The 23,682-nt window shown below is 45.6% G+C and carries 26 protein-coding genes; 22 read left to right on the top strand and 4 right to left on the bottom strand.

Features of this window, described 5'->3' with window-relative positions; genetic code table 11:
* Positions 1–23 precede the first annotated feature (23 nt).
* The 4 genes from J0654_RS07640 to J0654_RS07625 all read right to left on the bottom strand — a co-directional run bounded on the left by J0654_RS07640 (position 24) and on the right by J0654_RS07625 (position 2,234).
* Entirely contained in the window at positions 24–269 is a 246-nt protein-coding gene (locus J0654_RS07640; RefSeq protein ID WP_207027343.1) for a DUF6520 family protein, read from the bottom strand.
* A 60-nt stretch (positions 270–329) separates the two neighbouring features.
* Positions 330–779: a MauE/DoxX family redox-associated membrane protein gene (locus J0654_RS07635; RefSeq protein ID WP_207027342.1), complete on the bottom strand. Its 450-nt coding sequence runs from the start codon at positions 777–779 to the stop codon at positions 330–332.
* Positions 780–875: 96 nt separating this feature from the next.
* A complete protein-coding gene (locus J0654_RS07630; RefSeq protein ID WP_207027340.1) occupies positions 876–1,802 on the bottom strand; it encodes a helix-turn-helix domain-containing protein in 927 nt (308 codons plus the stop codon).
* A gap of 57 nt (positions 1,803–1,859) precedes the next feature.
* Positions 1,860–2,234: a DUF7793 family protein gene (locus J0654_RS07625; RefSeq protein WP_207027339.1), complete on the bottom strand. Its 375-nt coding sequence runs from the start codon at positions 2,232–2,234 to the stop codon at positions 1,860–1,862.
* A 198-nt stretch (positions 2,235–2,432) separates the two neighbouring features.
* Between J0654_RS07625 and J0654_RS07620 the strand changes: the two genes are divergently transcribed.
* From J0654_RS07620 to J0654_RS07520, 22 genes are all read left to right on the top strand, one after another.
* Positions 2,433–4,838, top strand: a complete 2,406-nt coding sequence (locus J0654_RS07620; RefSeq protein ID WP_207027337.1) for an aminotransferase class I/II-fold pyridoxal phosphate-dependent enzyme — start codon at positions 2,433–2,435, stop codon at positions 4,836–4,838.
* Between the two features lie 12 nt (positions 4,839–4,850).
* A complete protein-coding gene (locus J0654_RS07615) occupies positions 4,851–5,690 on the top strand; it encodes an RteC domain-containing protein (RefSeq protein WP_119618892.1) in 840 nt (279 codons plus the stop codon).
* 284 nt (positions 5,691–5,974) lie between these two features.
* Positions 5,975–6,253, top strand: coding sequence for a helix-turn-helix domain-containing protein (locus J0654_RS07610; RefSeq protein ID WP_036379020.1), 279 nt, complete (start codon positions 5,975–5,977; stop codon positions 6,251–6,253).
* A complete protein-coding gene (locus tag J0654_RS07605; protein WP_237685905.1) occupies positions 6,204–6,794 on the top strand; it encodes a hypothetical protein in 591 nt (196 codons plus the stop codon). The genes J0654_RS07610 and J0654_RS07605 overlap by 50 nt, the downstream gene beginning before the upstream one ends.
* A complete protein-coding gene (locus tag J0654_RS07600; RefSeq protein WP_207027335.1) occupies positions 6,791–7,453 on the top strand; it encodes an ATPase in 663 nt (220 codons plus the stop codon). The genes J0654_RS07605 and J0654_RS07600 overlap by 4 nt, the downstream gene beginning before the upstream one ends.
* A gap of 292 nt (positions 7,454–7,745) precedes the next feature.
* Positions 7,746–8,033 (top strand): hypothetical protein, encoded by a 288-nt coding sequence (locus J0654_RS07595; RefSeq protein WP_207027315.1) that lies wholly within the window; start codon positions 7,746–7,748, stop codon positions 8,031–8,033.
* On the top strand, positions 8,033–8,311 hold the full coding sequence (locus tag J0654_RS07590) for a hypothetical protein (RefSeq protein WP_207027313.1): 279 nt from the start codon (positions 8,033–8,035) through the stop codon (positions 8,309–8,311). The genes J0654_RS07595 and J0654_RS07590 overlap by 1 nt, the downstream gene beginning before the upstream one ends.
* Positions 8,304–10,709: a TraG family conjugative transposon ATPase gene (locus J0654_RS07585; RefSeq protein WP_207027311.1), complete on the top strand. Its 2,406-nt coding sequence runs from the start codon at positions 8,304–8,306 to the stop codon at positions 10,707–10,709. Before J0654_RS07590 ends, J0654_RS07585 begins: the two co-directional genes overlap by 8 nt.
* 1 nt (position 10,710) lies before the next feature.
* Positions 10,711–11,316, top strand: coding sequence for a conjugal transfer protein (locus J0654_RS07580; RefSeq protein WP_207027309.1), 606 nt, complete (start codon positions 10,711–10,713; stop codon positions 11,314–11,316).
* Complete coding sequence (locus J0654_RS07575; RefSeq protein WP_207027307.1) at positions 11,316–12,155, top strand: hypothetical protein; 840 nt, start codon at positions 11,316–11,318, stop codon at positions 12,153–12,155. The genes J0654_RS07580 and J0654_RS07575 overlap by 1 nt, the downstream gene beginning before the upstream one ends.
* A gap of 10 nt (positions 12,156–12,165) precedes the next feature.
* Entirely contained in the window at positions 12,166–12,792 is a 627-nt protein-coding gene (locus J0654_RS07570) for a conjugal transfer protein TraK (protein WP_207027305.1), read from the top strand.
* Entirely contained in the window at positions 12,773–13,690 is a 918-nt protein-coding gene (traM, locus tag J0654_RS07565; RefSeq protein WP_207027303.1) for a conjugative transposon protein TraM, read from the top strand. Before J0654_RS07570 ends, traM begins: the two co-directional genes overlap by 20 nt.
* Positions 13,687–14,475, top strand: a complete 789-nt coding sequence (locus J0654_RS07560) for a DUF4138 domain-containing protein (protein ID WP_207027301.1) — start codon at positions 13,687–13,689, stop codon at positions 14,473–14,475. The genes traM and J0654_RS07560 overlap by 4 nt, the downstream gene beginning before the upstream one ends.
* Positions 14,476–14,535: 60 nt before the next feature.
* Positions 14,536–14,664: a hypothetical protein gene (locus tag J0654_RS18360; protein ID WP_262897157.1), complete on the top strand. Its 129-nt coding sequence runs from the start codon at positions 14,536–14,538 to the stop codon at positions 14,662–14,664.
* 40 nt (positions 14,665–14,704) lie between these two features.
* Positions 14,705–14,935, top strand: coding sequence for a hypothetical protein (locus tag J0654_RS07555; protein ID WP_207027299.1), 231 nt, complete (start codon positions 14,705–14,707; stop codon positions 14,933–14,935).
* A 9-nt stretch (positions 14,936–14,944) separates the two neighbouring features.
* The gene (locus tag J0654_RS07550) at positions 14,945–15,619 is read left to right on the top strand and encodes a response regulator transcription factor (RefSeq protein ID WP_207027297.1); all 675 of its coding nucleotides are present in this window, start codon (positions 14,945–14,947) and stop codon (positions 15,617–15,619) included.
* Between the two features lie 3 nt (positions 15,620–15,622).
* A complete protein-coding gene (locus tag J0654_RS07545; protein ID WP_207027295.1) occupies positions 15,623–16,888 on the top strand; it encodes a sensor histidine kinase in 1,266 nt (421 codons plus the stop codon).
* A 76-nt stretch (positions 16,889–16,964) separates the two neighbouring features.
* On the top strand, positions 16,965–19,382 hold the full coding sequence (locus J0654_RS07540; RefSeq protein WP_207027294.1) for a TonB-dependent receptor: 2,418 nt from the start codon (positions 16,965–16,967) through the stop codon (positions 19,380–19,382).
* A 97-nt stretch (positions 19,383–19,479) separates the two neighbouring features.
* Positions 19,480–19,953 carry a PepSY-like domain-containing protein gene (locus J0654_RS07535; RefSeq protein WP_207027292.1) on the top strand — a complete coding sequence of 158 codons (474 nt, stop codon included), beginning with the start codon at positions 19,480–19,482 and terminating at the stop codon, positions 19,951–19,953.
* A gap of 155 nt (positions 19,954–20,108) precedes the next feature.
* Positions 20,109–20,627 carry a hypothetical protein gene (locus J0654_RS07530; protein ID WP_207027284.1) on the top strand — a complete coding sequence of 173 codons (519 nt, stop codon included), beginning with the start codon at positions 20,109–20,111 and terminating at the stop codon, positions 20,625–20,627.
* Positions 20,628–20,700: 73 nt separating this feature from the next.
* Entirely contained in the window at positions 20,701–22,677 is a 1,977-nt protein-coding gene (locus J0654_RS07525; RefSeq protein WP_207027282.1) for an LTA synthase family protein, read from the top strand.
* On the top strand, positions 22,677–23,579 hold the full coding sequence (locus tag J0654_RS07520) for a diacylglycerol/lipid kinase family protein (protein ID WP_207027280.1): 903 nt from the start codon (positions 22,677–22,679) through the stop codon (positions 23,577–23,579). Before J0654_RS07525 ends, J0654_RS07520 begins: the two co-directional genes overlap by 1 nt.
* The last annotated feature ends 103 nt before the right edge of the window (positions 23,580–23,682 follow it).

Genomic DNA, 23,682 nt, shown 5'->3' with positions numbered 1-23,682 from the left:
TTTACATTGATAGGTTCAACAAATCAATTTTTGGCCAATGGGAAACTGCTTGTTGATTTCTCAGCGTACAATTGATGCCCATCGGAGGTACATGCAATTTGACCGCCGTTAAAGCATTCAGGCTCTACAGTCACCGTAATCCAATTACCGAAATCATCTAAGTAATAGCCTTCATTGGCAATTGTGTTGTCCTCAGTGGCAAAGGCAAGGCCAACCGCCAATAGAATGGCGAAGGCCGGTAAAACAAGTTTTAAAAAATTAGATCTCATAATACATCATATTAATTCTTGAATGCCTACTCTTTTCTAGGTTTTCGGCTTCCCCTTTCCCTACGTAGTATTTTGATGTGTTTGTATAATGTTGTCATTGTGATACCAAATGATTCCTAACAATGCCATGATCATAAAAGTGGTATTGAACAAAATATGGGCCCTCCATCCCAAGGTCGAAATGATCCCGCCACAACTGCAGGGAATGGAATCACTATAGTTTAAAACAACGAGGATATAGATTGTGAAAACTCCCAAAAGGACCAGACTACCATATAAAGCCACTTTTCTGTATTTCTGGAACCAAAGGAGGCCGGCGATCACCAATTCGAGAAAGGGCACAATCCATGAGATTAAAGTGGCATAGGATGAAATGTAGGGCATTCGTTCCAATCTTGTTTGGAAGGTGTCCAAGTGAATCAATTTGCTTGTAGCTGTATATACGAACAGCAAAGTCAACAAAAGGCTGAATAGGTTAATAAGCTTCGGGTATATTCCTCGGTTTGGCATATCTTTTGGATTGATATGACAAAGTTCGGGAGTCGGATTTACTTGAAACGGAGCATTCCTTGACGCAAACGGAGTAATTTGCCCATTTTGAGGGTGTTACCCCCTCAAATCACTGGGTGATTTACCATACTTGTCCCTAAATGCCCTGGAGAAATGGGCCGCACTCTTGAAGCCGGTCAAATGCGCGATTTCTTTCAAGGATAAGTTGCTGTGCTGGATCAATGTCTTCGTCTTTCTTAAACGTTCATGGGTCAGGAACCGAAATATGGTAGTGCCATAGAGTTGCTTGAACCCATACTTCAATTTGTATTCGTTGGTGCCCATTTGTAGGGCAAGATCTTTTAGCAAGGGTAGATCCCTGTCCAAGTTGTTGATGATCATATCATGGACATCCCGGATCATTTCAATATCCTCAGGGGTCAACGTGACTTTGGGCTCTTTTATGCCCTTGGTCACTTTAAGCGTCTTTTTGGGCAACTCCGTCCCAAAGGGCTCTCCCTTGGAGAAGAAAACCGTGTCCAATAGTATTTTCTGCCCACTCCCGTCCAAAGATCGGAATACTGATATATGGCAGTCCTTACCTAACAATAGCCCGTCTTTGGATATAAACTCCAAAAACTGGACAGTTTCAGAACGTTCCCTTTTCAAATGTTTGACCATCTTCTTCGCCCATACTTTTTGGGAACCCTCGGTCATAAAATCGGTAATTGGTTTTCCAATGATCTCTTTTGGTAATGTGGACAATAGCGAGCAGGTACTATTGGTGACCATTTCTATAGTACCATAGGTATCCATCAGAAAGGAAAGTTGGATGATGCATTGTGGGGTGTTGTGTGCGTTGGCAAACCCTTGATGGATAAAGGAGGCCCTGATCTCCTCGTTGACCATATTGAGCATCACGACCAAGGATGCGACATTGTCATTTTTATGGGTGGGTTCCAAACTGTAGAAGAAATTGCCACGGGCCATTTCCAGTAACATCCGTTGGATGCGTTTTACCCTAAAATCGTCATTGTTCGGCATGGTTGTCAGGTTTAGTAGTTAATAACTGGAGTCTCTTTAAATGATTAGAAGCATCGTTTATTTTATGGATTTTAAAAATGCCAAGGCCTCTGATTTTTTGGCAAAGGAACGGGTGGGGACCGATTGGGCATGGGTCCATAGATAAATGGAGCTGATCACATCGGTTACCGGGGGATCGATCAGGAAGGCCAAGGCCTTAACCCATTGTGAACCCTCCAAGGCCAAATAGTCCCGGGCCGGTTTATTGACCCTTCTTACTTCACGAATATCACAGAGCACGGGCATTTCCCGGCCATTCTGAAGCGTCATCCGGTCCCTCACGATAAGTTGCGCAGCCTTTAGATCGATACAATGGTCTTTTTTGTAAATGATGTGCAGCAACTCATCGGTCAGTAAATAAATGGCGTATTTGTTTTCATGTGATTTTTTCATGTGGTGAAAACTGGTAAAACCTTGAATTTACAAAATTAATGGAACTCGATTCGGTCAATAGATTCATTACCCTTAAATAAAGGTATTTGACTTGACTTAAACGGAATAATGCTTGATTGAAACGGAGTATATCAGTATAGAATAGCATCTAATCTTACAAATGACATTACTTTTTAGTACAATTTAAATCAAACAAAAATGGCAAAGATCAAGCACCACAACTTTTTGAACACCGTACATGAGGTATTTACCGATGCCAAGAACGCAGGGGTACTGCACCTCTATGCAGGGGGAGCATCCTTTTCGGGTAGGACCATTGAGGTAGAAGGGAAGGAACTGTACCACTTTGGTACTACGGGTTACTTGGGATTGGAACAGGATCCCAGATTAAAAAAGGCCGCCAAAGAGGCCATTGATAGATATGGGACACAATTTCCCTTATCCAAATCTTATATCTCCAATCCGTTGTATGAGGAACTGGAAAACTCGATTTCCGAAATGTATGGCTATCCCATTGTCATTACCAAAAACAGTACCCTTGGGCACTTAGGGGTTATTCCCAGTGCAGTGGACGATGAAGACGTAATCATTCTGGACCATCAGGTCCATTGGAGTGTACAGAATGCGGCCAAAATACTAAAGACCCGGAGTGTGCCCATCGAGATGATACGACATAACCATATGGAAATGTTGGAGGACAAGATCAAAAAATACCGGCATTCCAAAGGCAGGATCTGGTATATGGCCGATGGCATTTATTCTATGTATGGGGACTATGCCCCAGTCAATGAACTGATGCGGCTAGCTGAGAGATATCCCCAGCTCCATTTTTACTTTGATGATGTACATGGCATGAGTTGGGTGGGAAGGAATGGTACGGGATATGTGCTCGACCAACTGGGGGATTTGCCCGAAAATGTATTGCTGTTCGGGACACTGAGCAAAACCTTTGGGGCCAGTGGGGCTGTTCTGGCCTGTTCCAATGCTTCGATGTACGATAAGATCAAGACCTTTGGTGGGCCCTTGACCTTCTCGGCCCAATTGGAACCAGCCTCGGTAGCTGCTGCTATGGCCTCGGCACAAATCCATCTATCCCCGGAGATTTATGTGCTTCAACAAGAATTGAGGGAACGTATCGATTATTTCAACGATTGCCTTTCGATAACGGAACTTCCTTTGATCGATCGGAATGAATCCCCGGTGTTCTATATCGGGACCGGTATGCCCAAAACCGGGTACAATTTTGTGAACCGTTTGATGGGGGAGGGCTTCTTTGTCAACCTCGGTATCTTTCCTGCGGTGCCTGTAAAGAATACAGGTGTAAGGATTACGATTTCAAGGCATAACCAAAAAATGGAAATCCAAGCATTGGTGGAAGCCATGGAATATCATTTTCCAAAGGCATTGGAAGATACCCAGACTGATGTCCAAAGGGTATTCCACGCCTTTAATATGGAACCAAAGCCCCTAAATGGACCGAAAATATCCTCTGAGCTTACCGTTGAAGTATTCGATACCATTGATCAAGTTGAAAAGGAGGCATGGAACCAAAGTTTAGGTGGGCAGGGGGTTTACGATTGGGAGGGGCTGAAGTTTTTGGAAGAGGTATTCCAAGGAAATCCAAGAAAGGAACATAATTGGTTGTTCCGATATGTGGTCATCATGGATGCTGATGGGATACCCGTATTGATGGCGTTTGTGACCCTTTCCCTTTGGAAGGATGATATGTTGGCACAGGCACAAATTTCTGCTGCCATTGAGGAGGAAAGGAAAAGCGATCCCTACCATTTGTCATCCATGGTTCTGTCCCTCGGTTGTCTGTTCACGGAAGGAGGTCACCTGTATTGGAATGCATCACATACCTTGGGCAAGGAGGCAAGGAACATCCTATTGGAAGCCATGGAAAAACTGGAGCGGCAGTTTGGAGCCAAAATGACCGTGTTACGTGACTTTGGTGAACATACACCATGGAACGAACCGCTTTACGGACAGGGATTTTTAAGGGTGCAGATGCCCAACGCCTGTTATGTTGTCTTGAACGAGGTGGATTCCATAGAAGATTATTTGCAAAGATTGTCCTCCAGAAACAGAAGACATTTCCGAAAGGACGTCCAACCCTATCTCGATAGGGCAAAGACCTTAGTTTTTCCTAAGCTATCCAAATCTGAACTTGAACAGGTCAAATCCTTGTTCGGGGAAGTGCAGTCCAGAAATTTGGGGCTCAATACCTTTTCCTTTCCAGACTCCCTGTTTGAAAAGATGAACGAAAACCATTTGTGGGAGTTTATTGTCCTTTGTTCATTGGATAAACCTGAAAAGATAGTGGGCGTGATGTTCTGCTATACCAATTTGGACCAGGTCTATGTCCCTGCCTTTGTGGGTATGGATTATGACGGTCTGGAAGAGTTTGCCATTTATCGGCAATTGCTCTACCGGACCATTGAACGGGCCATTGGATTGGGCATTCCCAAAATCGATTTTGGGTTGACCGCTGCCTTTGAGAAACGGAAACTCGGTGCAACGGTAGAGAAAAAATATGCCTATCTCCAGACCAATGACAATTTCATCCTGGAATTGCTGGGGATCATGGAAGGCCAGCATTAATGGAAAATCGTCATGAAATACCAAAAGCTGCTATCGGAATTTGAAGGCCAATTGGATTCGTTGGAAAGCGGGAACGGGGATATCCTTTTCAAAGCGGAAAAGGGAATCGTACTTGTGGAGAAGAGCATCCGAAAACTACAAAAACAGATTACGGGCAAGACCTTTGATACCCAAGCAGACGAAATCTACTTCTTTAAGCATGTCAAACCCCAAATTTTTAGTAAGCTGATCTATTATGTAAAATTGTTCAATATCGAGAGCAAGCGGCCTAGGGGAAATGATACGGCACAGATCAAGTACCTACAACTTCAGATCGACAAGTTCCAGACCTTTTTTAACGATAATCTGGAGTTTTATAATTATTACCGTCGTGGGGCGATGTCCCTGGACGAACAATATTTTGTTAGGGGGAACCGAGATCTAAGGCTTCCCCTTGAATCCTTCCACTTTTTGATCGATGACCAGTTTTCCACCTGTCAGGATGGTACCGTGGCCACGATCATGGCCTATGACATGCTCATCGTGTACCTGAGAAAGGAGGTGGATGACCTACAAAACAATTTAGAACCCCAAAAGAACATGACCATGGAAAAACCTTCAAAACTCTTCTGGACCGGAAACAAGACCGATCTGATCGAACTTTTATATGCACTCCAATCCAGCAAATGCATCAATAGCGGTACCACGGACATCAAGGAGTTGGCCTCGCATTTTGAACATTTTTACAATGTGGACCTCGGTAACTACTACCACACTTTTATTGATATCCGGTCCCGAAAGACCAGTAAGACCCGCTTTTTGGACAAGCTCATTGAGATGCTCAACCAACGGATGGATTCCCTGGATGAATGAGTTTTAGTTTTTCCCAAGTTGGTACCAACTTGGGAATTTGCATTTTGATGGGCCATAGTGCCAGGATTATGGGTTTTCTGAGGTTTCCAATAGGTTTACAAAGGTCAAATTCAACCAAATACCATCAAATCCTATGCATTGAAAAAAACACCCACCTTGGTACCAACTTGGGAAGTTTTTTCAATTTTGTTTTTGAGTTTTGTCCCAGAAAGTCAAATCAGTGGATGGGTCACCAAATGACATAAAAATCATGCAGTGGCCCTTCCTATTAAAACACAAAACACATGGGAGCGACCATCATTACCACCGAAGATTTAAGGGAGTTCAAGATCGAACTGTTGGAGGACATCAAGGACCTTTTGCAGAACGAAAAGGGACAACGCAACAAAAAATGGCTCAAATCAAATGAGGTGCGGGACCTCTTGGGCATATCCCCGGGCACCCTTCAAAACCTAAGGATCAATGGGACCCTGCCCTATACAAAGATAGGAGGGGTGCTCTACTATGAATACCATGAGATCATGGAAGTACTGGAGCAGAACAAGGTCCATAACCGCATCTAAGATGGTGGACATTAATTATATCAAACACCTGAACGGGGTGTTTGCCCAGTTTGCCAAGGACAACCGTTTGAACCCGACCCATATCAGCCTGTATATCGGACTCTTCCAATTGTGGAACCAAAACTATTTTGTGGCCGAGTTCTATATCAGTCGGGAAGAGGCCATGGCTTATGCCAAAATAGGATCCAAATCGACCTATCACCGCTGCATCCGAGAGCTCAGCCATTGGAACTATATCCTGTACTCTCCATCCCACAATCCCTACAAGGGCAGCCGGATCAAGATGTTCGATTTTGGGACAAGTACTGGACAAGCCCTGGACCAGTACCGTACCAAATTCGGGACAAGCAGTGGACAAGCGTTGGTACCTATAAACAAACTTATACAAACAACTAAAAACATTACTAACGGGAAGAAACGGAAAAAAATTAAAAAGAAAGTTTTTGAGATCGAAGAAAACAATGCCAAACGCACCCCCACTGTCCCATATCTGGACAACTTGCGGACTAGCAAGGACAAGGACTACAACGAACCGCTATGAATTTTAAGGCCCCACATATCATCACCGAAGGTGCCATAAGTTATGAACTGGGCTCCTTGAAGGGCAGGGAAATCAAATATGATTTCGATAAGATCCTGGTCTACCTCGATGCCAAGGGAAAACTCCTGTTCGGCAAGAAGTTCAGGATCCATAGGGAGGACCGGGAGATGCTGTACAAGCTCAGTCTCTACTTTATCCGGGATCGGGAACGGTGTAAACAGCTAAATATCGATGTGGATAAAGGACTTCTTCTCTCAGGTCCGATAGGGTGCGGCAAGACCAGCCTGATGAAACTGTTCAAGTTCATGGTGCCCCACCAAAGGCCTTACAAGGTCATTCCCTCCAGGAACATTGTCTTTGGCTTCAACCATTTGGGCTTTAAGATCATTGGGGACTATGGGAATTCCCAATCCTTTTGTTTTGATGATCTGGGCGTGGAACCCGATGGGATCCATTTTGGAAAGGAATGCAATGTCATGGGGGAGATCTTGCTGTCACGCTATGAACTGTTCACGGATCATAAGATCAAGACCCACGCCACCACCAATCTCAATGCTCAAGAACTGGAAGCTAGGTATGGGAACCGGGTAAGGTCAAGAATGCGGAAACTTTTTAACCTGGTGGGATTCGATAAGGACTGTAAGGACAAAAGAAAATAAAGTTTTGTGGCTGGTGTAGCATGTAGCCTTGAATTTGGGTGAATTGCAGCACTTTTTGATGGGCCGATCAGCCGCATTTGACGTTTTTGGGCCGGAGGGATTGGAACCAGATGGCACTTATCAACAGGGAGTGTTCGCTTTTTCATTAAATCTGAATGGATTCCAGACCAATTGAGCCTGTTTTGATACAGTTATAATGTTATTCACAAATAACTGATATTCAGTTATGTGTGATGTGTATTCTACTAATTTTCATATATCAACAATCGTCTAACCCTTAAACGTTTACGATATGCGAAAATCTTACTTTATTACCTTGTTTTTACTATTTGTTTCCGGTTCCATTTTGGCCCAAATCGGGGGCATCGAGGATTCGGTCAACGATATTTCCGATACCATTCGGGCCATCTTTCCCATAATCCTGGGAGTTATCTTTTTGGTGGGTTTCCTGTTTAATGCCGGACATTTCTTTGGGGAAAATGCTGACCTAAAAAGGGGCATTACTCGGGTCTTGGTCTTTGTTTTGATCGCCGGGGCCGTGGTGGGCATCTTTACCTATCTCATCGGAATCGTGGTCTGATGAAACGGATCGAGGTCTATAGAAATATACGAAAGCAAGCCATGATCATGGGACTGCCCATTTCCCTGTTTGCCCTGATGATGGTGTCGGTCATCGGTTCGCTTTTGATTATCATTTTTTCGTTTCATTTTGTTGTCATCGTGGGCCTGCTGTTCTTCAATGCCCTGCTCTATGGGGCATTGTTGCAGTGGGTGAAGAAACCTTTCCAATTGAAGGTGATGCAAACCTTTCCCAAGACCATAAGCCTAAAACAGTTGAATCCCTTTGACTATGTCTAAATTAAATTTCAATGCATTTCACCCAATCCTGGATATCCAAAACCATGTGGTCTTTGGGAGCAATGGCAATGTGGTATTGTGTTATCAGGTGGAACTGCCGGAGATATACTCTCTTTCTGAAACGGATTTTGAGAAGCTACATGGGATGTGGTTCCAAGCCTTTAAATCCTTGCCTGTGGGTACGATTATCCATAAGCAGGATATATATCAAAAGAAGGGTTATGATGCTAGGAACCTTCCAAGGGATACCTTTCTGGCAAAGGCTACCCATGATTATTTTGTAGGTCGTGAACATTTGGACCATCGGAGTTATCTCTTCTTTGTACTTCCACTTGACAAGGCATTCAATGCCACCAAATATGTCAATCCCTTTCGAAAAGTGGAGAAAGGGTTGCACCGTAAACTGGATGTGCAGGTATCGGAATTTGTGACCGCCGTCAACGATTCTGTATCCTATGTCAACAACTCCAAAAGTGTGTCAATGGTTCCCATGGAACCTGAAGCCATATTGAAGCATACCCATAATTATTTCAATGGGTTCAATCTTGATTATGATACGGATATCCAGCTAGGGAAAGGCCCATTGGAAATTGGTGACCATTATTTTGATGTGATGGCCATCAACAATGAAGGATGTTTCGGAGAAACGGTTCAGAGCAGTGTGCCCAACGGGAAATTCAGTTCGGACGGGTTCCGTTTTCATAAAGGTTTTTTGGACGGTTTGGGACTGGAATTGGGGGAAAACCATATCATCAACCAAATCCTATATCTGGATGATACCCATCATTGGCGTAAACGATTGGATAAAAAAATTGAGGAACTCTCCAAGAGCTCCAATTTTGGTTCCCAGAACAAAGTGGTTCGCAACAAGGTCCAACATATCTTGGACAGGATCATTGGGGATGATACCGCACGGATCGTTCGTGGCCATGTGAACATTGTTTTTTGGCATACAGAAGCTGGGGTGTTGAAGCGCATTGCTTCTGGCATCAAGGCGCAATTGAAGGAATTGGATATTCGACCCTATCATCCCAACGGGGAGGAGCGCAAACATTATTTTTTGAACTCCTATCCCAGTTATGCCTCCAACTTTTCCAATGAAGATCTTTTTGTGATGGACCTGAAGGCGGCCCTTTGTCTGTACATCAACAATACCAATTATCGCTCTGATGAAACAGGAATCGTTTTTAACGACAGACAGTACAATATTCCTGTGGTCAAGGATGTATGGGACGAGGGGAAACGGCGTATCAAGGCCCGGAACTTTGCCATTTTTGCCCCGACAGGGGAAGGGAAATCCTTTTTGGCCAATAACATTCTTCGTCAATACTTTGAGGCGGATGTACGACTGGTCATTATCGATCTAGGGGGTTCCTATGCCAAATTTGCCCAATTGTATCCCGATGATCACGTGGTCCTTCGCTATGAACAAGGCAAGAACTTGGGCATTAATCCCTTTTATATCGCCGATCCGTCCGATTTGACCCCTGAACGCTTGGAAGATCTGGCCCTATTTCTTTTGGAGCTCTTGGCTGAAAACCAGGTGACCAAATCCAAGGAAGTGGCCTTGAAAAAAGTGTTGTTGCGCTATTATGATGCTGTCAGGGAGGGGCATTCCTTGGCTTCCCTATATCAGTTCGTTGATAAGCACAAGGATACCCTGATACAGGATACAAAGGTTCAGGAATCCGATTTCAATGTCTATGGTTTTTTGCACATCCTTTCCGAATATGTGGATGGAGGACTGTATAGTTTTCTGTTCCATGTGGCAGAAGACCAGACCTATAAAATAGAGGACAAGCGCCTGATTGTCTTTGAGCTGGACGAGGTTCGTGACAATAAGGAAATCCTGTCCGTAATGCTCAAATTGATCAAGTCGGCCATCCAACGCACCATTTGGCGAAACCGTTCGGAAAGGGGCATTATCCTGTTCGATGAGTTTGCCAAGCAGCTCAAGTTTCCCCATGTATTGGAGAGTGTGGAGTTCTATTACCAGGCCATCCGAAAACAGAACGGGGCCATTGGGATCATTTTGCAATCCATCAACCAGTTACCTGAAAATGCCACTTCGGCAAGTATCCTGGAGAATACGCAGGTCGTGTACAGTTTACGGAACGAGAAGGGCTATAAAGAACTGGTAAGGCGGTTGAACCTGTCCAACCATGATCTAAATCAATTGAAGTCCCTTAGAAACAATCTTACTGGGGGACGCAAATACACCGAAATCTTTATCAAGATCGGGAAGGAAAGCAATGTCTTTCGCTTGGAGGTGCCTCCAGAGGTCTATGCCGCCTATCTCACCGATGGGGTGGAACATGGTCAGATCATGGAACTCTTTGAACAGTTTGGGAATATGGAACGGGCCATTACGGAATTTATAAGTAAAAAAAGAAAATGATATGAATATAGAATGGAAACAAAACCTATGGAACAATCCCCGATTGTGGATTTTGGCGCTGTCCTTGGCCCTGTTATTGCCTGCAGGCGCTGCCTGCCAGGGGATGCCGGTGTACGACAATACGAACTTTATCAGTATGACCAAGTCCTTGTTGGAATCTGCAAAGCAGACCTCTGAACTGCTAAAGACCGTGGAGTTTTTAAAGGAACAGAAGGATAATATTGTCAAGGTCAACAATACCATCAAGCAATTGAAGGCGGTCCGGGAATTGGCACGTAACAACGAGATTTTGTTTCGAACGGTACAGAACGATCTTCGTGATATTCTGAACTCCCCCTATATCAAGGCAGGGGAGGTGGAACAGGTGTCGGAGGCCTTTGAGCAGATTATGGATACGGCCATTGATGATTTGGATTTTGTGAACCAGATCTTGTCCAGTGATTTTTTGAAGATGACCGATGCGGAGCGTACCTCCATTTTGATGGAAAAAAAGGTGCAGTCCCAAGAAATGGTGGCCGAGCTGGAAGTCAAAACAAGACGTTATCGAGAGATCATCTCCTTTCGGAGGATGCAGGATATCATCAATAACCGGGAAACGGAATACTGATGGCAGGATTCTTTTTGGGCATAGGATTGGAATATGTGGACGCGGTCTTCCAGACCATCAAGGACAGTGATTTCTCCCAATACACGATAGTCGGGATGAAGACCTTGGCCGTCCTGTTCTTTTTGGTCAACATATTGAAGAAATACAATGAGGGAATAGCCTCCACCGATGGCCATACCTGGGGATTGACCCCAACGGAACTGGCCAAGAATTTTTTGGTGGTGCTCCTGGTCATCTTTTCAACTGAGGTATTGGGAGTTTTTGATGGCATTTTGGTGGCCATTGAGACCCAATACCGGGACACGGCTCCGGCACTCCTCCCATTACAGTTGCAGGATGTGGACCTGGAACGGGATGTGGGTGCCTTGGAAGCCGCCAAGAAAGCCATGGCACTGTTGTATGAGGCCTTGGTCACTCCTTTGTATGGATTAAAGGTCTTGGCCTTTATCATCGGGGTCATTCTTTGGTTGATGGACCTGTTCATCTATCCTTTGTTCCTTGCAGAGCGGTATTTCCTATTGGGGATCCTACAGGCCTTTTTTCCCTTGGTCATCAGCTTGGCCGTCTTTGAAAAGTTTCGTCCCCTGGCCTATCAGTTTTTTAAGTTGTACGCAGCGGTGTATATGCTGGTGCCCGCCTTCTTTTTGGTCAATGTTTTCGTAAACAATCTTTATACGGAGATCAGTACCAACTTTTGGGGGAACCTCTTTGGTTTTGATTTTGGGAGTGAATTCTTTGCCTCCATCATTGAACTCGGTACAATTGGCTTTATCGTGCTGCTTAAGTTCAAATTGTATCGAAGGGCGACCAGTTTTACCCTTCGATTGTTCACCGGTTAAATTGAAGTCTATGAAAACGCCTTTTAAAAATATAGAACAGGTATTGCGGTTGAACCGCTGGGTGGTCCTTTCCGTGGTCATCGTCTCGGGGTTGGTATGTTCGGTCTCCATTATGGTGGTGGTCAAAATACACCAGAATGGTTTGGACCATGCCTTTGTGGTCAATGGGGAAGGGGAGGTGATTCCGTTGCAATGGGTGGCCCAACGTCAACACTTGGAAGTCGAGGCACTGGCCCATTTGGAACAGTTCCATAGCTGGTTTTATGGGGTGGATGCCGGAAGTTATGAAGGCAATATGGAAAGAGCCCTATGGTTGGGGAATGCGTCCGTGGCCGAGGTATACCAACAAAAGAAGGCAGATGGTTTCTATAATCGGTTGCTGCAATATTCCCTGGTCCAAAAAGTAGAGCGTATCGAATCCAAGATCGAGATGGAAGGCGGGATGATGGCTTTCCAAACTCGCATGGTACTACAGATCCACAGAGGTTCCGTAACCGATACCTACGAACTGGTCACTTCGGGCCATTTGATACAGGTGGAACGGAACTTTCCGCACAATCCGCATGGATTGTTGATCACTGATTTTTTTGAAAACTCACTTCGTAAACTGGAAGCCTATGAAAGCCCAAAAGAATAAAATTGTATTTGTCCTGGTAATGGTATGTGTGGTACTGTTCTTGACCATCTATGGCATCATGACCTTTGGAAAGGACAAGGAACCGGAATTGGATCCCGAACGGATTCCCATTCCCGATCTGGAAGAAAAACAGGTCGAGTATGATAGCAAACTAAGGGCCTTGGAAGCCCTTAAAGAGGAACGCGAGCTTACCGCTCCTCCCATCTATCCAGACCATATGATCGATGACAAGGGCTATTTCAACCCCGACTATATGGAATATGAAAAGCAACGTGTCATCGACAGTGTGTATGCCTCCAGTGCCTTTTCAACAAATAGGGAGGAATCACCAGAGCCGATGGAGGTCATCGAGAGAAAAACGAGTCATGACGATATATTGGAAGCCTTGGAACCTGAACCGGTTTCGGCCCCGACCGCTGCGGACCTGTCCTTGTCCCATCAACTTTTTTATGCATCAAGTCCCCTTGATCCTGCCTTGGACCATCTTGAGATCAAGGCCTATGTGGATGGCGATCAAACCCTAAGGGATGGACAACGTCTGGACCTGCGGTTGTCCGAATCTGTTGATCTCGATGGGATAAAGGTTCCAAGGGGAACCCGGCTCTTTGGGTTTGTGAAGATCAGGCCCAACCGTGTCTTGGTGGAGCTGACCATTTCTGGGGAACTTCCTTTGAAACTGAAGGCCCATGATGCCCAGGACGGAAGGGAGGGTATCTATGTGAGGAACCGACTCAAGGGCGAAGTGTTGGACCGGACCTTGGATGAAGGTTTGGATGAAATCAATGTGCCCGGCCTTCCCCGCCTCAATGGGATCAAACGCATCTTTCAACGTGACCATCGGGCCGTTAAGGTGAAGATTACAGACCATTATCAATTCCTATTAAAATCGCGATCATGAAAATCAAGAGTATACTTATTAGTCTTATGGCCTTTGTTTTGGGCCCATTCGTATGGGGCCAAGAAGCCTTGGATACCCTTTACGCCAATGCACAAATGAATGTGGCCCTATTTTTTCCCAGCCCTATAAAGCAGGCCATAACCGGCAATGAAAATGCGGTCTTCTCCTATGATCGGGAAGAAGCACACTATTTTGGACTGTTGCAGGCCATCAAAGGGACAACGACCAATTTATGGGTGATGACCCTGGACGGATATGCCTATGAGTTTAAAGTGGCCTATAAAGATCGGTTACCGCGAACGCATCTTTTTCTCAATGAACAACACAGTTTGGGGGGGGTACGTCCTTTACCGGCCCGGAAATTGGATACCTTGTTCGAAGATGGTACACGCTTGGCCCTGATGGAACAACTGCTCCAGCAACAAAATGGGGAAAACTTGGGAACGGTCAGAAGTAAGGGTATGCAATTGCGACTTGAAAAAAAGGTATATCAAGGTGGAGAAATGTTCTTGGTTTTCGAGCTGCGAAACAAATCAGGAATCGATTATGACCTTGAAACCTTGGATATCCTTCGGATAAATGGCAGTCCAAAAAGTAAGACATCGTATCAAGAGACCCCATTGGAGCCACAGCTTAGGTTCCAACAACCGGAAACCATTAAAAGTGGTTCCACCTATCGGTTTGTCCATGTATATCCCAAATATGTGACCGGTGCCCATGAACGGCTTAAAATGGTCCTACTGGAAAGGCAAGGCGGTAGGCGACTGGAACTTTTTATCAAATAAGACTTTTGGATCTATATGTATTCGACGGCCTATTGGTCTCATTTAAAAATGTTCCATTTTTTGAAGTATAAGACCAATACCCTGCATATGGTAAAGTCGTTGGCATCGATTGATATGAAGGCCATGGACGGGGAGAGTAGGGCGAAGTTGGTTGTCAAGATCAACCTTCAAGATCAACCTCATTTTTAAGGTTTTAATTCCTTGTAAATGTGTGCTGTAACATTAAAACATGATCTCAGTACAACATAAAACTATAATATTGGCCCTGAAAAGTAAACCATTCTATAAGTGGCAACTTCTCATAAAAAATGAAGATATTGAACCTTTCTTAAAGTTAATGGAATGGTTGGTCCATGAAGGATTGAATGCGAGGTCGGTGGCAAAAGTTGAAACATTTTTAGCCCCACTTGATCAGGGCTTTAGAATTCCTAAAGATTTGGAATCTATTTTTATACCTTAATTTTAAGGTATGAAGATCCTTATTGCAGAAGACGAGACCGAACTCCAGAAATCCATTGCCACTTATTTGGAAAGGGATGGCAATGTCTGTGAAATGGCTTCAGACTACCACGAGGCCCTCTATAAGATCGACCTCTATGAATACGATCTGTTGGTCCTGGACATCAACCTGATCACCGGTAGTGGATTGGATATCCTAAAACTGTTGAAGCGCAACCGTTCGGAGACCCCGACCATCATCATCTCCGCCAACAATTCCTTGGACGATAAACTGGAAGGATTGGATCTGGGTGCCGATGACTATTTGACCAAACCCTTTCATTTGGCCGAACTCAATTCGAGGATAAAGGCGGTTTTGAGAAGGGGCAAGTTTGGGGGCAATGACCGTTTGGAGTTCCACGAGATTTCCATTGATACGCGCTCTAGGACCGCTTATGTAAATGAGCACGCCCTTTCCTTGACCCGTAAGGAATTCGATCTCTTGCTTTTTTTTGTCACCAATAAGGGACGGGTGCTTTCCAAAGAGATCATCGCCGAACATTTATGGGGGGACCATAGCGATCTTGCGGATAATTTTGATTTTATTTATGTCCATATCAACAACCTGCGCAAAAAATTGACCGAAGCAGGGGCAAAGTATATCAAAACGGCCTACGGAAGTGGGTATAAGTTCGTGGAAGCGTGATCTATGGGGGATACCTTGAAAAAAATACGATTGATCAGAAAGACCTCCAAAACTTTTTTGGGGATCAGTGCCCTGTTGATGTTGGTCAGTACGGTGGCCCTTTATTTCTATCTGAGGAACCTGCTCCGGTCTGAAGTGGAGGAAGAGCTCCGTTCGACAGAGGCACGGATCGAAAGTTCCCTGATCGAAAATCCGGAGCCTTTTCAATTGTCCCCGGTGGTCGAGATCCAAAAGGTATCCCGGTTGGGCAATGAGGTGCTAAAGGATACCATCATCTATGATCCCTCGCAGGATGAAATGGAAGAGTTCAGGGAACTGTCCACCTTCTCCGCCATCAATGGTGAAAATTATAGGATCACGGTCCGCGCACTTGTGGTGGAATCGGAGAATATCCTGATCGCCGTGGTCATTTCCTATTTGGTGATCATCCTTTTAGTGTTCCTGTTCCTGTTTTATGTGAATCGTTCGAGGAACCAAAAACTGTGGACCCCTTTTTTCCACAACCTGGAGCAAATGAAACGGTTTTCGCTCAGCTCCGATGCTCCCATCGCCCTGATGGACAGTGAAATCCTGGAGTTCTCCGAATTGAATTCAGAGATCAAGATCTTGACCAATAAGGTCCGTTCGGATTATCGGAACCTGAAACAATATACGGAGGATGTATCCCATGAGATGCAGACCCCCTTGGCCATCATACAGGCAAAGATCGAGAACGTGATCAATATGGAGGAACCATTGGACGACCAGCAGTTCGAACAACTCACTTCCATCCAAAGGGATATACAGCGACTCTCCCAAATGACCAAGCGCTTGACCTTGTTGACCAAGATCGAGAACAACCAGTTCGCCAATATCGAGCAATTGGATATCACGAGGCTCATGGCGGAAACGGTCCAGGACTTTTGTGAGATTTCCAACAATGTTATCAAGGTCGATTTCGAACATCCCATTAAGGCGGATATGGATCCCTATCTGGCATCGGTGCTCTGTAACAATTTGGTCTCCAATGCCATCAAATACAATGTTGCCCAACAAGATATTGTCGTGGGCTCGACGGTGGATGATATTTCCATTTCAAATGCGGGTACAACACCCCTGAAACACCCCGACAGTCTTTATAACCGATTTTATAGGGAGTCCGATGGGGTCAAGGCAACTGGGCTCGGCCTGGCCATTGTAAAACGGATCTGTGACCTTTATGGTTTTGGGATCGATTATCGATTTTCAGGGGACAGGCATGTGTTCACCATCCATTTTGGGAAGAAATAAATCAGGGAAAATGTAAAACTTTAAATTCCCTTAAGGTTTCGATCCTAGATTTGGCATTTAACTTAAAACGTTTTCCATGCGAAGCCTATATGCCCTGTTATTTTCCTTTATCTTTTCTTGCCCCTTGTTTTCCCAAGAGACCATTACCATTTCCGGTCAGATCTTGGATGCAGAATCCAAGGAACCCTTGGCCTTTGCCAATGTGGCCGTGCACGAGTTGGATACCAATGCCCTGGTGACCGGGGCGATCAGTGATGAACAGGGGAGGTTTACAATCGATGGCGTGGCATTGGGGGAATATGCACTCTATTTTTCCTTTATCGGATTTGCCACCTCGGAGCGGACCGTGGTAGCAGGGGGATTGAACAACGTGTTCGACCTCGGTAAAGTGGAATTGCTGCCCAGTGCCCAAAGTTTGGGAGAAGTGGAGGTAGTGGGCCAACAGGCCACCACCAATGCCGATCTCAACACAAAGACCTTTAGCCTTGAGGACAATATAGCCCAATCAGGAGGGTCGGTCATGGATGCCATGAAAACCCTGCCAGGGGTCACCTTTGACCAAGAGGGGAAGGTCGTCCTCAGGGGCAGTGACAAGGTGGTGGTCCTTATCGAAGGGAAACAGAGCAGCCTTACGGGGTTTGGGAACCAAAAAGGGCTGGCAAATATCCCCGCGTCCAATATTGAAAAGATCGAGATCATCAACAACCCTTCGGCAAAATATGATGCCAATGGGTTTGCGGGTATCGTGAACATCATCTATAAAAAGGAACGACAGGCCGGGCTCAACGGGGACGTGGGGCTATCGTTTGGTCTCGGTGCCCTGGGCAAACGACGGGCCGATACCCCAACGGATCTGGGCAGCTACTCGGTCAATCCCAAATTGATCCCGAGCCTAAATCTCAACTATAAAAAAGGAAAACTGAATTATTTCCTGCAATCGGAGTTTATCCTTCAGGAAGCCCTGCCGAACAATGAGTTCACCACGAGGAATTATGATGACGGCCGCAATATCCTTTCCCAGGTGCCCGAAAACCGGAGACAATTTCGATCCATTGTCAACGGAGGGGTCGATTATGATTGGGATGACCGCAACAGTTTAACCTTTTCCGGTCTATATGATCGCGAAAAACACATTGATACCGCCCAGGTGGCCTTTGTGGACATGGATGCCAACCAACGGAACCGATTTTATGGTTGGCAGGAAGAGGAGATCACCCGCTTCATCAACGCCACGGTGAACTATAGGCATTCCTTTGCACAACCGGGACATACCCTCAGTGCCAGTGCCCAATACACCCAGGGGCTGGAGGATGAGACCTATTCCCTGAACGATAGTTCTGCGGTGCGCATCGGTACGGACAAAACCAATATCAGGGCCATTGAGAACACCACCAGTATATCCACGGACTATGTGAGGCCCTTACGGTCGGGCCGGATGGAACTGGGGGCCAAGCTGCGGATAAGGCGATTGCCCGTGGACTATACCATCACACCGGGGAACCAGTCCATCATCTATCCCGGTCTGGGCAGCTTTTCGGATTGGGGGGAGAACCTTTATGCCGGGTACGCCAACTATGTCCTTGAAAAGGAAACGTTCGATATCGAGACGGGGCTCCGTGCCGAACAGACCGATGTTTTCTACGACCTGGACCCAGTCAATAGTTATTACCCCAATAATGACAAATACGATTATTTCGAACTGTTCCCCAGTGCACGGTTTACCTATAAATTGGGGGGGCACAACAAATTGTCGGTGTTCTACAACCGCAGGGTCGACCGTCCGGGGGAACCGGAACTTCGGATTTTTCCAAAGTACGACGATCCCGAACTGCTCAAAGTGGGCAATCCCTATTTGCGGCCACAGTTCACCAATGCCGTGGAGTTGGCCCATAAATATAGCTGGTCCACAGGATCCATTTTTACGGCAGTGTACCACAGGATGATCAAGGACCAGTATATGAGGGTCTACAGCATTGATGCTTCCAATCCGGACTATGACATTGTCAACCGCATTTACCAGAACACGGGAAGGGCCACCAACACAGGGGTCGAACTGTTGTTGGCCCAGGATATTTCCAACAAGGTAAAGGTATCGGGTACTTTTAATTGGTACTCCAATGCCATTGATGCCTATCAGGGGACTTTGCTATTCCCCTATGAAAGGACTTTTACGGTGGAGGAATCCACAGCAGATGCCTGGAATGCCAAGTTGAATGCGGAGCTTCAATTGGAACATGATCTGGCCATCCAATTGACAGGTATCTATTATTCGGACAAGAACATCCCCCAAGGCAAGGAACTCTCAAGATCTTCAGTGGACCTAGGCCTCAAAAAGGGTTTTTGGGACAAAAAGGCGGAACTGACCTTCTCCGCCACCGATATCTTCAATCGGTTCGGTATCCGCCAAGAAGTAACGGACCAAGGATTTACGGCCCTGTACCAAAACTATTTCGAGACCCAGATTTTTAGGTTGGGGCTTCGGTACAAGCTATAGGGAGGTAAATGAACGGCGATGGGGCCATCTTTAGATTTGCTTTAAACCATCTTTAGAATTGGAGTGTAGTTTTAGGTCAGATATAAAAATTGGAACCATGAAGAACAAAAAAATTATTATCGGATTACCCCTCGCTGCCCTTTTGGGACTTGCACTCTTTGCCTTTGCAAGTAACCGTTCCGTGCCCCTTCGGGTAAAGGCAGCCTTTGTTAAAAAGTTTCCCCAAGTGAAGAAAGTGAAATGGGACAAGGAATCGGATGCTGAATGGGAAGCTGAATTCAAAATGAACGGGATGGAATATTCCGCGAATTTCCTGGAAGATGGGACTTGGAAGGAAACGGAACATGAAATTGAACAAAAGGATATTCCAGACGCCGTCAGGGCCACTTTGGACACGGAATTATCCGGGTATGAAATCGAAGAGGCGGAAATTTCCGAGACCGTTGATGGCCTGACCTATGAAATTGAAGTGGAAAAAGGCGAACAAGAACTGGAAGTAAGTATCGATGTCCATGGAAAATTGATCCATAAACAGGTCGTCGATGAAGAAGGGGAAAAGGATAAAGACTAAAGTTTAGGTTTGAGTTTGAGTTGGTTTTTGATGGAGGTCGGGAGTTCATGCTTCCCGACCTTTTTCAACTAGTGGAATCCCATGGGTACTGTCGGTTTTCCTAAAATACGTTGAAGACCATGGAGTGGAAGATTAAATTTTATAAAAAGTAAGGAATGAGGATTTTATGGATTACAGGGGCAAGAGGTAAGCGTTGGCTTGACCAAGTGAATTTGAGTTCGGGAAGGCTTCTGGGATGTTTGCTGCTGCTGGCAGTGGCCTGTACCAGAAAAGTACCTGATACCATCGATAGGGCCTTTACCTCCAAGTTCTTGAACGCAAGGGATATCGAATGGCGTTATACTCCTGATGGCCATTGGCAGGTAAATTTCTATATGGAAAAATTCGACTATATGACCGCGAGCTATACCTTGGATGGCCTGTTGGAATATTTTGAGCTGGAGCTGCATGGGGAGGAAGTTCCCAAGCAGCTGATGGATAGGGTCAAAAAGGCCTATCCTGAAGGTGACGTATACGAGGTCTATGAGCGGAACCGGGGAAATTCGGCAGAGTACATCTTTGAACTTGTGGATCACGGAAGCCTTTTTGGGGTCGATTTTTTTGAGGATGGCCACAGCCAGATCATTCCCTCCGATGACTATCGCTTTACTTCTAGGATTTTGGTCGGGGACTGATCTCGATTTTACAAGGGGATAACTTTAAGTTTCCTTAAGAATTGGATCCTACCTTCGATTTTCAAAAAGTACCATGTTGACCAAAATCTTTCCGGCCCGGTATGCATTGTTGAGGGCTTTCGTTCTTATTTTTTTGTCCATTTCCCTTGTGGTTCGGGGCATATTGTTGGTTTGGGATTTTCAGGAGACCGATACCGGTCCCTTGTCCCTTGTTTGGACGTTTGTGGTCGGTTTTGTGTTCGACTTGGCGACACTATCCTTTTTTGTGATCCCCTATTTGGTCTATCTTGTGTTGGTGCCCTCCAAATGGTCCGGTTCCCTCTTGGATCGCGTCCTGACCTTCTTTGGGTTCTTTTTGGGCATCTTTATCCTATATTTTTCGTTTCTGGGGGAATTTACCTTTTGGGATGAGTTCCATAGAAGGTACAATTTTATAGCAGTGGATTATTTGATCTATACCTATGAGGTCGTGCAGAACATCAATGAATCCTACCCCTTGCCCTTGTTGATCGGGACCCTTCTGGGACTGGTGGCGGTGACCTTTTGGTTGTTGTTCAGGTTTGGGGTCTTTCAAAGGACCTTTTCCACCGGCACCCATTTCGCACAACGGTCCTTATCCGCTGTACCATGGCTGTTGGTCATGGTGCTCTCGGTATTTTTATTGACCAATGAACAGGCGGAATGGTCAAGCAATCGCTATAACAACGAAATTTCCAAAGCGGGCATCTATTCCTTTTTTGCTGCCTTTCGGAACAATGAACTTTCGTTCCCGGATTTCTATATGACCGTTGAGAATAAAGAGGCCTTTGCCCGTGTGAAAAGTGAACTGGCCATGGATGGGACAACTTTTGTTCACCCTGATGCGGATGAAATCCTTCGGACCGTAACACCCACGGACAGTATTGTGTTGGACGTCAGGCCCAATGTGGTCTTTATCTGTGTGGAAAGCCTTAGTGGAAAGTTCCTGAAATCGTTCGGGAACGAACTGGATCTGACCCCAAATCTGGATTCCTTGGCAGGGGAAAGCCTCTTCTTTACCCAACTGTATGCCACGGGTACACGCACCGTAAGGGGCATGGAGGCCATCACCTTGAGCATTCCCCCCACACCGGGGAGAAGTATTGTCAAACGGGTGGACAATGCAGGGCTGTTCACCATCGGGGAGGTGTTCGAACAAAAAGGGTATGAACGGAACTTTTTTTATGGAGGGGACGGTTATTTTGATAATATGAACTCCTTTTTTGGGGGCAATGGTTTCAACATTGTGGACCGTGGCCGTGGATTTCTAATGGATAAGAGCATCCTGACCAAAAGGACGAATATCGATGATGACGAGGTCACCTTTGAAAATGCATGGGGTGTTTGTGATGAGGACATCTACAATAAAGTTTTGAAAGAAGCGGACCGGGCCTACGGTGCAGGGCAGCCTTTTTTTGATTTTGTGATGACCACTTCCAATCACAAACCCTATACCTATCCCGAGGGCAAAATAGACATTCCCTCAGGAACGGGACGGAACGGGGCGGTAAAATATACGGATTATGCCATCGGGGAGTTCCTTCGCAAGGCCAAGGGGAAACCATGGTTTGCCAATACGGTCTTTTTGATCATGGCCGATCATTGTGCCAGTAGTGCCGGCCGGTGGGAATTGGATGTGCAGAATTACCAGATACCTGCTCTGATCTATAACCTGCCCCAAAAAAATACAGGAAAGATCAATAACCTCTGTTCACAGATCGATATGTTTCCGACCCTGTTCGGCTTATTGGGTTGGGACTATACCTCCAACCTTTTTGGAAAGGATGTATTACAGATGACACCAGAAGAAGAAAGGGCCTTCATCGGTAACTACAGAAAGTTGGGGTTGTTGAAAGGGAACCAGGTCATGGTGCTTGGAGATCAAAAGAATGCCAATTTCTATGATTGGGATCCTTCCGACAACAGTCTGAAAAGTATCCCCACGGACCGGGCTTTTCTCGATGAGGCCATTTCGTGGTACCAGGTGGCTGATTTTCTCTATTCCAGCGGAGGACTTAAACTTCGGTATTGATGGGGCATCAGAGAATTCATTTTATTGTCAATCCCATTGCGGGCAAGGGGGAAAGGGTGCTCAATGAGGCCTATTTAGATCAGTTTTTTATCAAGAGCTTTCATAGGTTGACCGTAAAATATTCCCAATACAAGACCCATGCCACCAGTCTGACCAATGAATCGGTAGCTGAGGGTGCGGATATCATCGTGGCCTGTGGCGGGGACGGTACCATCAATGAAGTGGCCTCCTGTCTCGTGGGTACCGGCATCCCCTTGGGCATCATCCCGTTTGGCTCCGGAAATGGCTTGGCCTCCAACCTCCATATCCCCAAAAACCTGCGTGAGGCCCTGGGACTTTTGCGGAATGTACATACTATCCGCATTGATGCTGGGCGGATGAACGATTGCTATTTTTTCAGTAACACCGGGGTAGGTTTTGATGCCAGTGTCATCAAGAATTATGAATCTTCCAATAGGCGCACTTTATCCGGATATCTGGGGGCATGTATGACTTCCTTTAAGGAATTGAAGAAACCCCAAGAAATCGGGATCAAGGCCAATGGGAAGCAATGGAGGACAAACCCCTTTCTGGTGTTTGTTTCCAATACCAATGTGATGGGGTATCACCTGAGCCTTACGCCACAGGCATCTTTACAGGATGGGCTTTTGGATGTATTGGTCATTACCAAGATCAACAGGTTCAAAATGTTGGTATTGGGTGTTCTGCTCTTGATGAACAAGCCGCATTTACTCAAGGAAGCAACACATTTTCAAACCACAGGCCTTGATCTATCAGGACTGCCCGGTGCCCATTTCGATTCCCAGATAGATGGGGAGTTCCATCCCATGGAGGACAATACGATTTCCATCGGTATTGAAAAGAAAGCCTTGACCGTAATTGTGCCCAGAACAAAAGGATGATGGATAGTACTTCGGACGCAACTTAAAATTGTCTTTAGATTTCAGTACTACTTTCGTTCCATAATGTTAGGGGAGGATCTTTTATCCCCATACCACAAACGAA

Source organism: Flagellimonas profundi, assembly GCF_017313275.1.
Lineage (GTDB): Bacteria > Bacteroidota > Bacteroidia > Flavobacteriales > Flavobacteriaceae > Flagellimonas > Flagellimonas profundi.
Note: the sequence above shows the minus strand (reverse complement) of the source record. Positions and strands in the feature narration are given on the sequence as shown.

What these genes read in the sequence shown, in the direction of transcription:
- J0654_RS07585 (WP_207027311.1), top strand. Translation starts at nt 8,304, where the DNA reads ATGTCTAAATTAAATTTCAATGCATTTCACCCAATCCTGGATATCCAA.
- J0654_RS07545 (WP_207027295.1), top strand. Translation starts at nt 15,623, where the DNA reads ATGGGGGATACCTTGAAAAAAATACGATTGATCAGAAAGACCTCCAAA.
- J0654_RS07600 (WP_207027335.1), top strand. Translation starts at nt 6,791, where the DNA reads ATGAATTTTAAGGCCCCACATATCATCACCGAAGGTGCCATAAGTTAT.
- J0654_RS07610 (WP_036379020.1), top strand. Translation starts at nt 5,975, where the DNA reads ATGGGAGCGACCATCATTACCACCGAAGATTTAAGGGAGTTCAAGATC.
- J0654_RS07595 (WP_207027315.1), top strand. Translation starts at nt 7,746, where the DNA reads ATGCGAAAATCTTACTTTATTACCTTGTTTTTACTATTTGTTTCCGGT.
- J0654_RS07635 (WP_207027342.1), bottom strand. Translation starts at nt 779, where the DNA reads ATGCCAAACCGAGGAATATACCCGAAGCTTATTAACCTATTCAGCCTT.
- J0654_RS07590 (WP_207027313.1), top strand. Translation starts at nt 8,033, where the DNA reads ATGAAACGGATCGAGGTCTATAGAAATATACGAAAGCAAGCCATGATC.
- J0654_RS07640 (WP_207027343.1), bottom strand. Translation starts at nt 269, where the DNA reads ATGAGATCTAATTTTTTAAAACTTGTTTTACCGGCCTTCGCCATTCTA.
- J0654_RS07605 (WP_237685905.1), top strand. Translation starts at nt 6,204, where the DNA reads ATGAGATCATGGAAGTACTGGAGCAGAACAAGGTCCATAACCGCATCT.
- J0654_RS07580 (WP_207027309.1), top strand. Translation starts at nt 10,711, where the DNA reads ATGAATATAGAATGGAAACAAAACCTATGGAACAATCCCCGATTGTGG.
- J0654_RS07615 (WP_119618892.1), top strand. Translation starts at nt 4,851, where the DNA reads ATGAAATACCAAAAGCTGCTATCGGAATTTGAAGGCCAATTGGATTCG.
- J0654_RS07520 (WP_207027280.1), top strand. Translation starts at nt 22,677, where the DNA reads ATGGGGCATCAGAGAATTCATTTTATTGTCAATCCCATTGCGGGCAAG.
- J0654_RS07575 (WP_207027307.1), top strand. Translation starts at nt 11,316, where the DNA reads ATGGCAGGATTCTTTTTGGGCATAGGATTGGAATATGTGGACGCGGTC.
- J0654_RS07630 (WP_207027340.1), bottom strand. Translation starts at nt 1,802, where the DNA reads ATGCCGAACAATGACGATTTTAGGGTAAAACGCATCCAACGGATGTTA.
- J0654_RS07530 (WP_207027284.1), top strand. Translation starts at nt 20,109, where the DNA reads ATGAGGATTTTATGGATTACAGGGGCAAGAGGTAAGCGTTGGCTTGAC.
- J0654_RS07560 (WP_207027301.1), top strand. Translation starts at nt 13,687, where the DNA reads ATGAAAATCAAGAGTATACTTATTAGTCTTATGGCCTTTGTTTTGGGC.
- traM (WP_207027303.1), top strand. Translation starts at nt 12,773, where the DNA reads ATGAAAGCCCAAAAGAATAAAATTGTATTTGTCCTGGTAATGGTATGT.
- J0654_RS07525 (WP_207027282.1), top strand. Translation starts at nt 20,701, where the DNA reads ATGTTGACCAAAATCTTTCCGGCCCGGTATGCATTGTTGAGGGCTTTC.
- J0654_RS07570 (WP_207027305.1), top strand. Translation starts at nt 12,166, where the DNA reads ATGAAAACGCCTTTTAAAAATATAGAACAGGTATTGCGGTTGAACCGC.
- J0654_RS07555 (WP_207027299.1), top strand. Translation starts at nt 14,705, where the DNA reads ATGATCTCAGTACAACATAAAACTATAATATTGGCCCTGAAAAGTAAA.
- J0654_RS07625 (WP_207027339.1), bottom strand. Translation starts at nt 2,234, where the DNA reads ATGAAAAAATCACATGAAAACAAATACGCCATTTATTTACTGACCGAT.
- J0654_RS07540 (WP_207027294.1), top strand. Translation starts at nt 16,965, where the DNA reads ATGCGAAGCCTATATGCCCTGTTATTTTCCTTTATCTTTTCTTGCCCC.
- J0654_RS07620 (WP_207027337.1), top strand. Translation starts at nt 2,433, where the DNA reads ATGGCAAAGATCAAGCACCACAACTTTTTGAACACCGTACATGAGGTA.
- J0654_RS07535 (WP_207027292.1), top strand. Translation starts at nt 19,480, where the DNA reads ATGAAGAACAAAAAAATTATTATCGGATTACCCCTCGCTGCCCTTTTG.
- J0654_RS07550 (WP_207027297.1), top strand. Translation starts at nt 14,945, where the DNA reads ATGAAGATCCTTATTGCAGAAGACGAGACCGAACTCCAGAAATCCATT.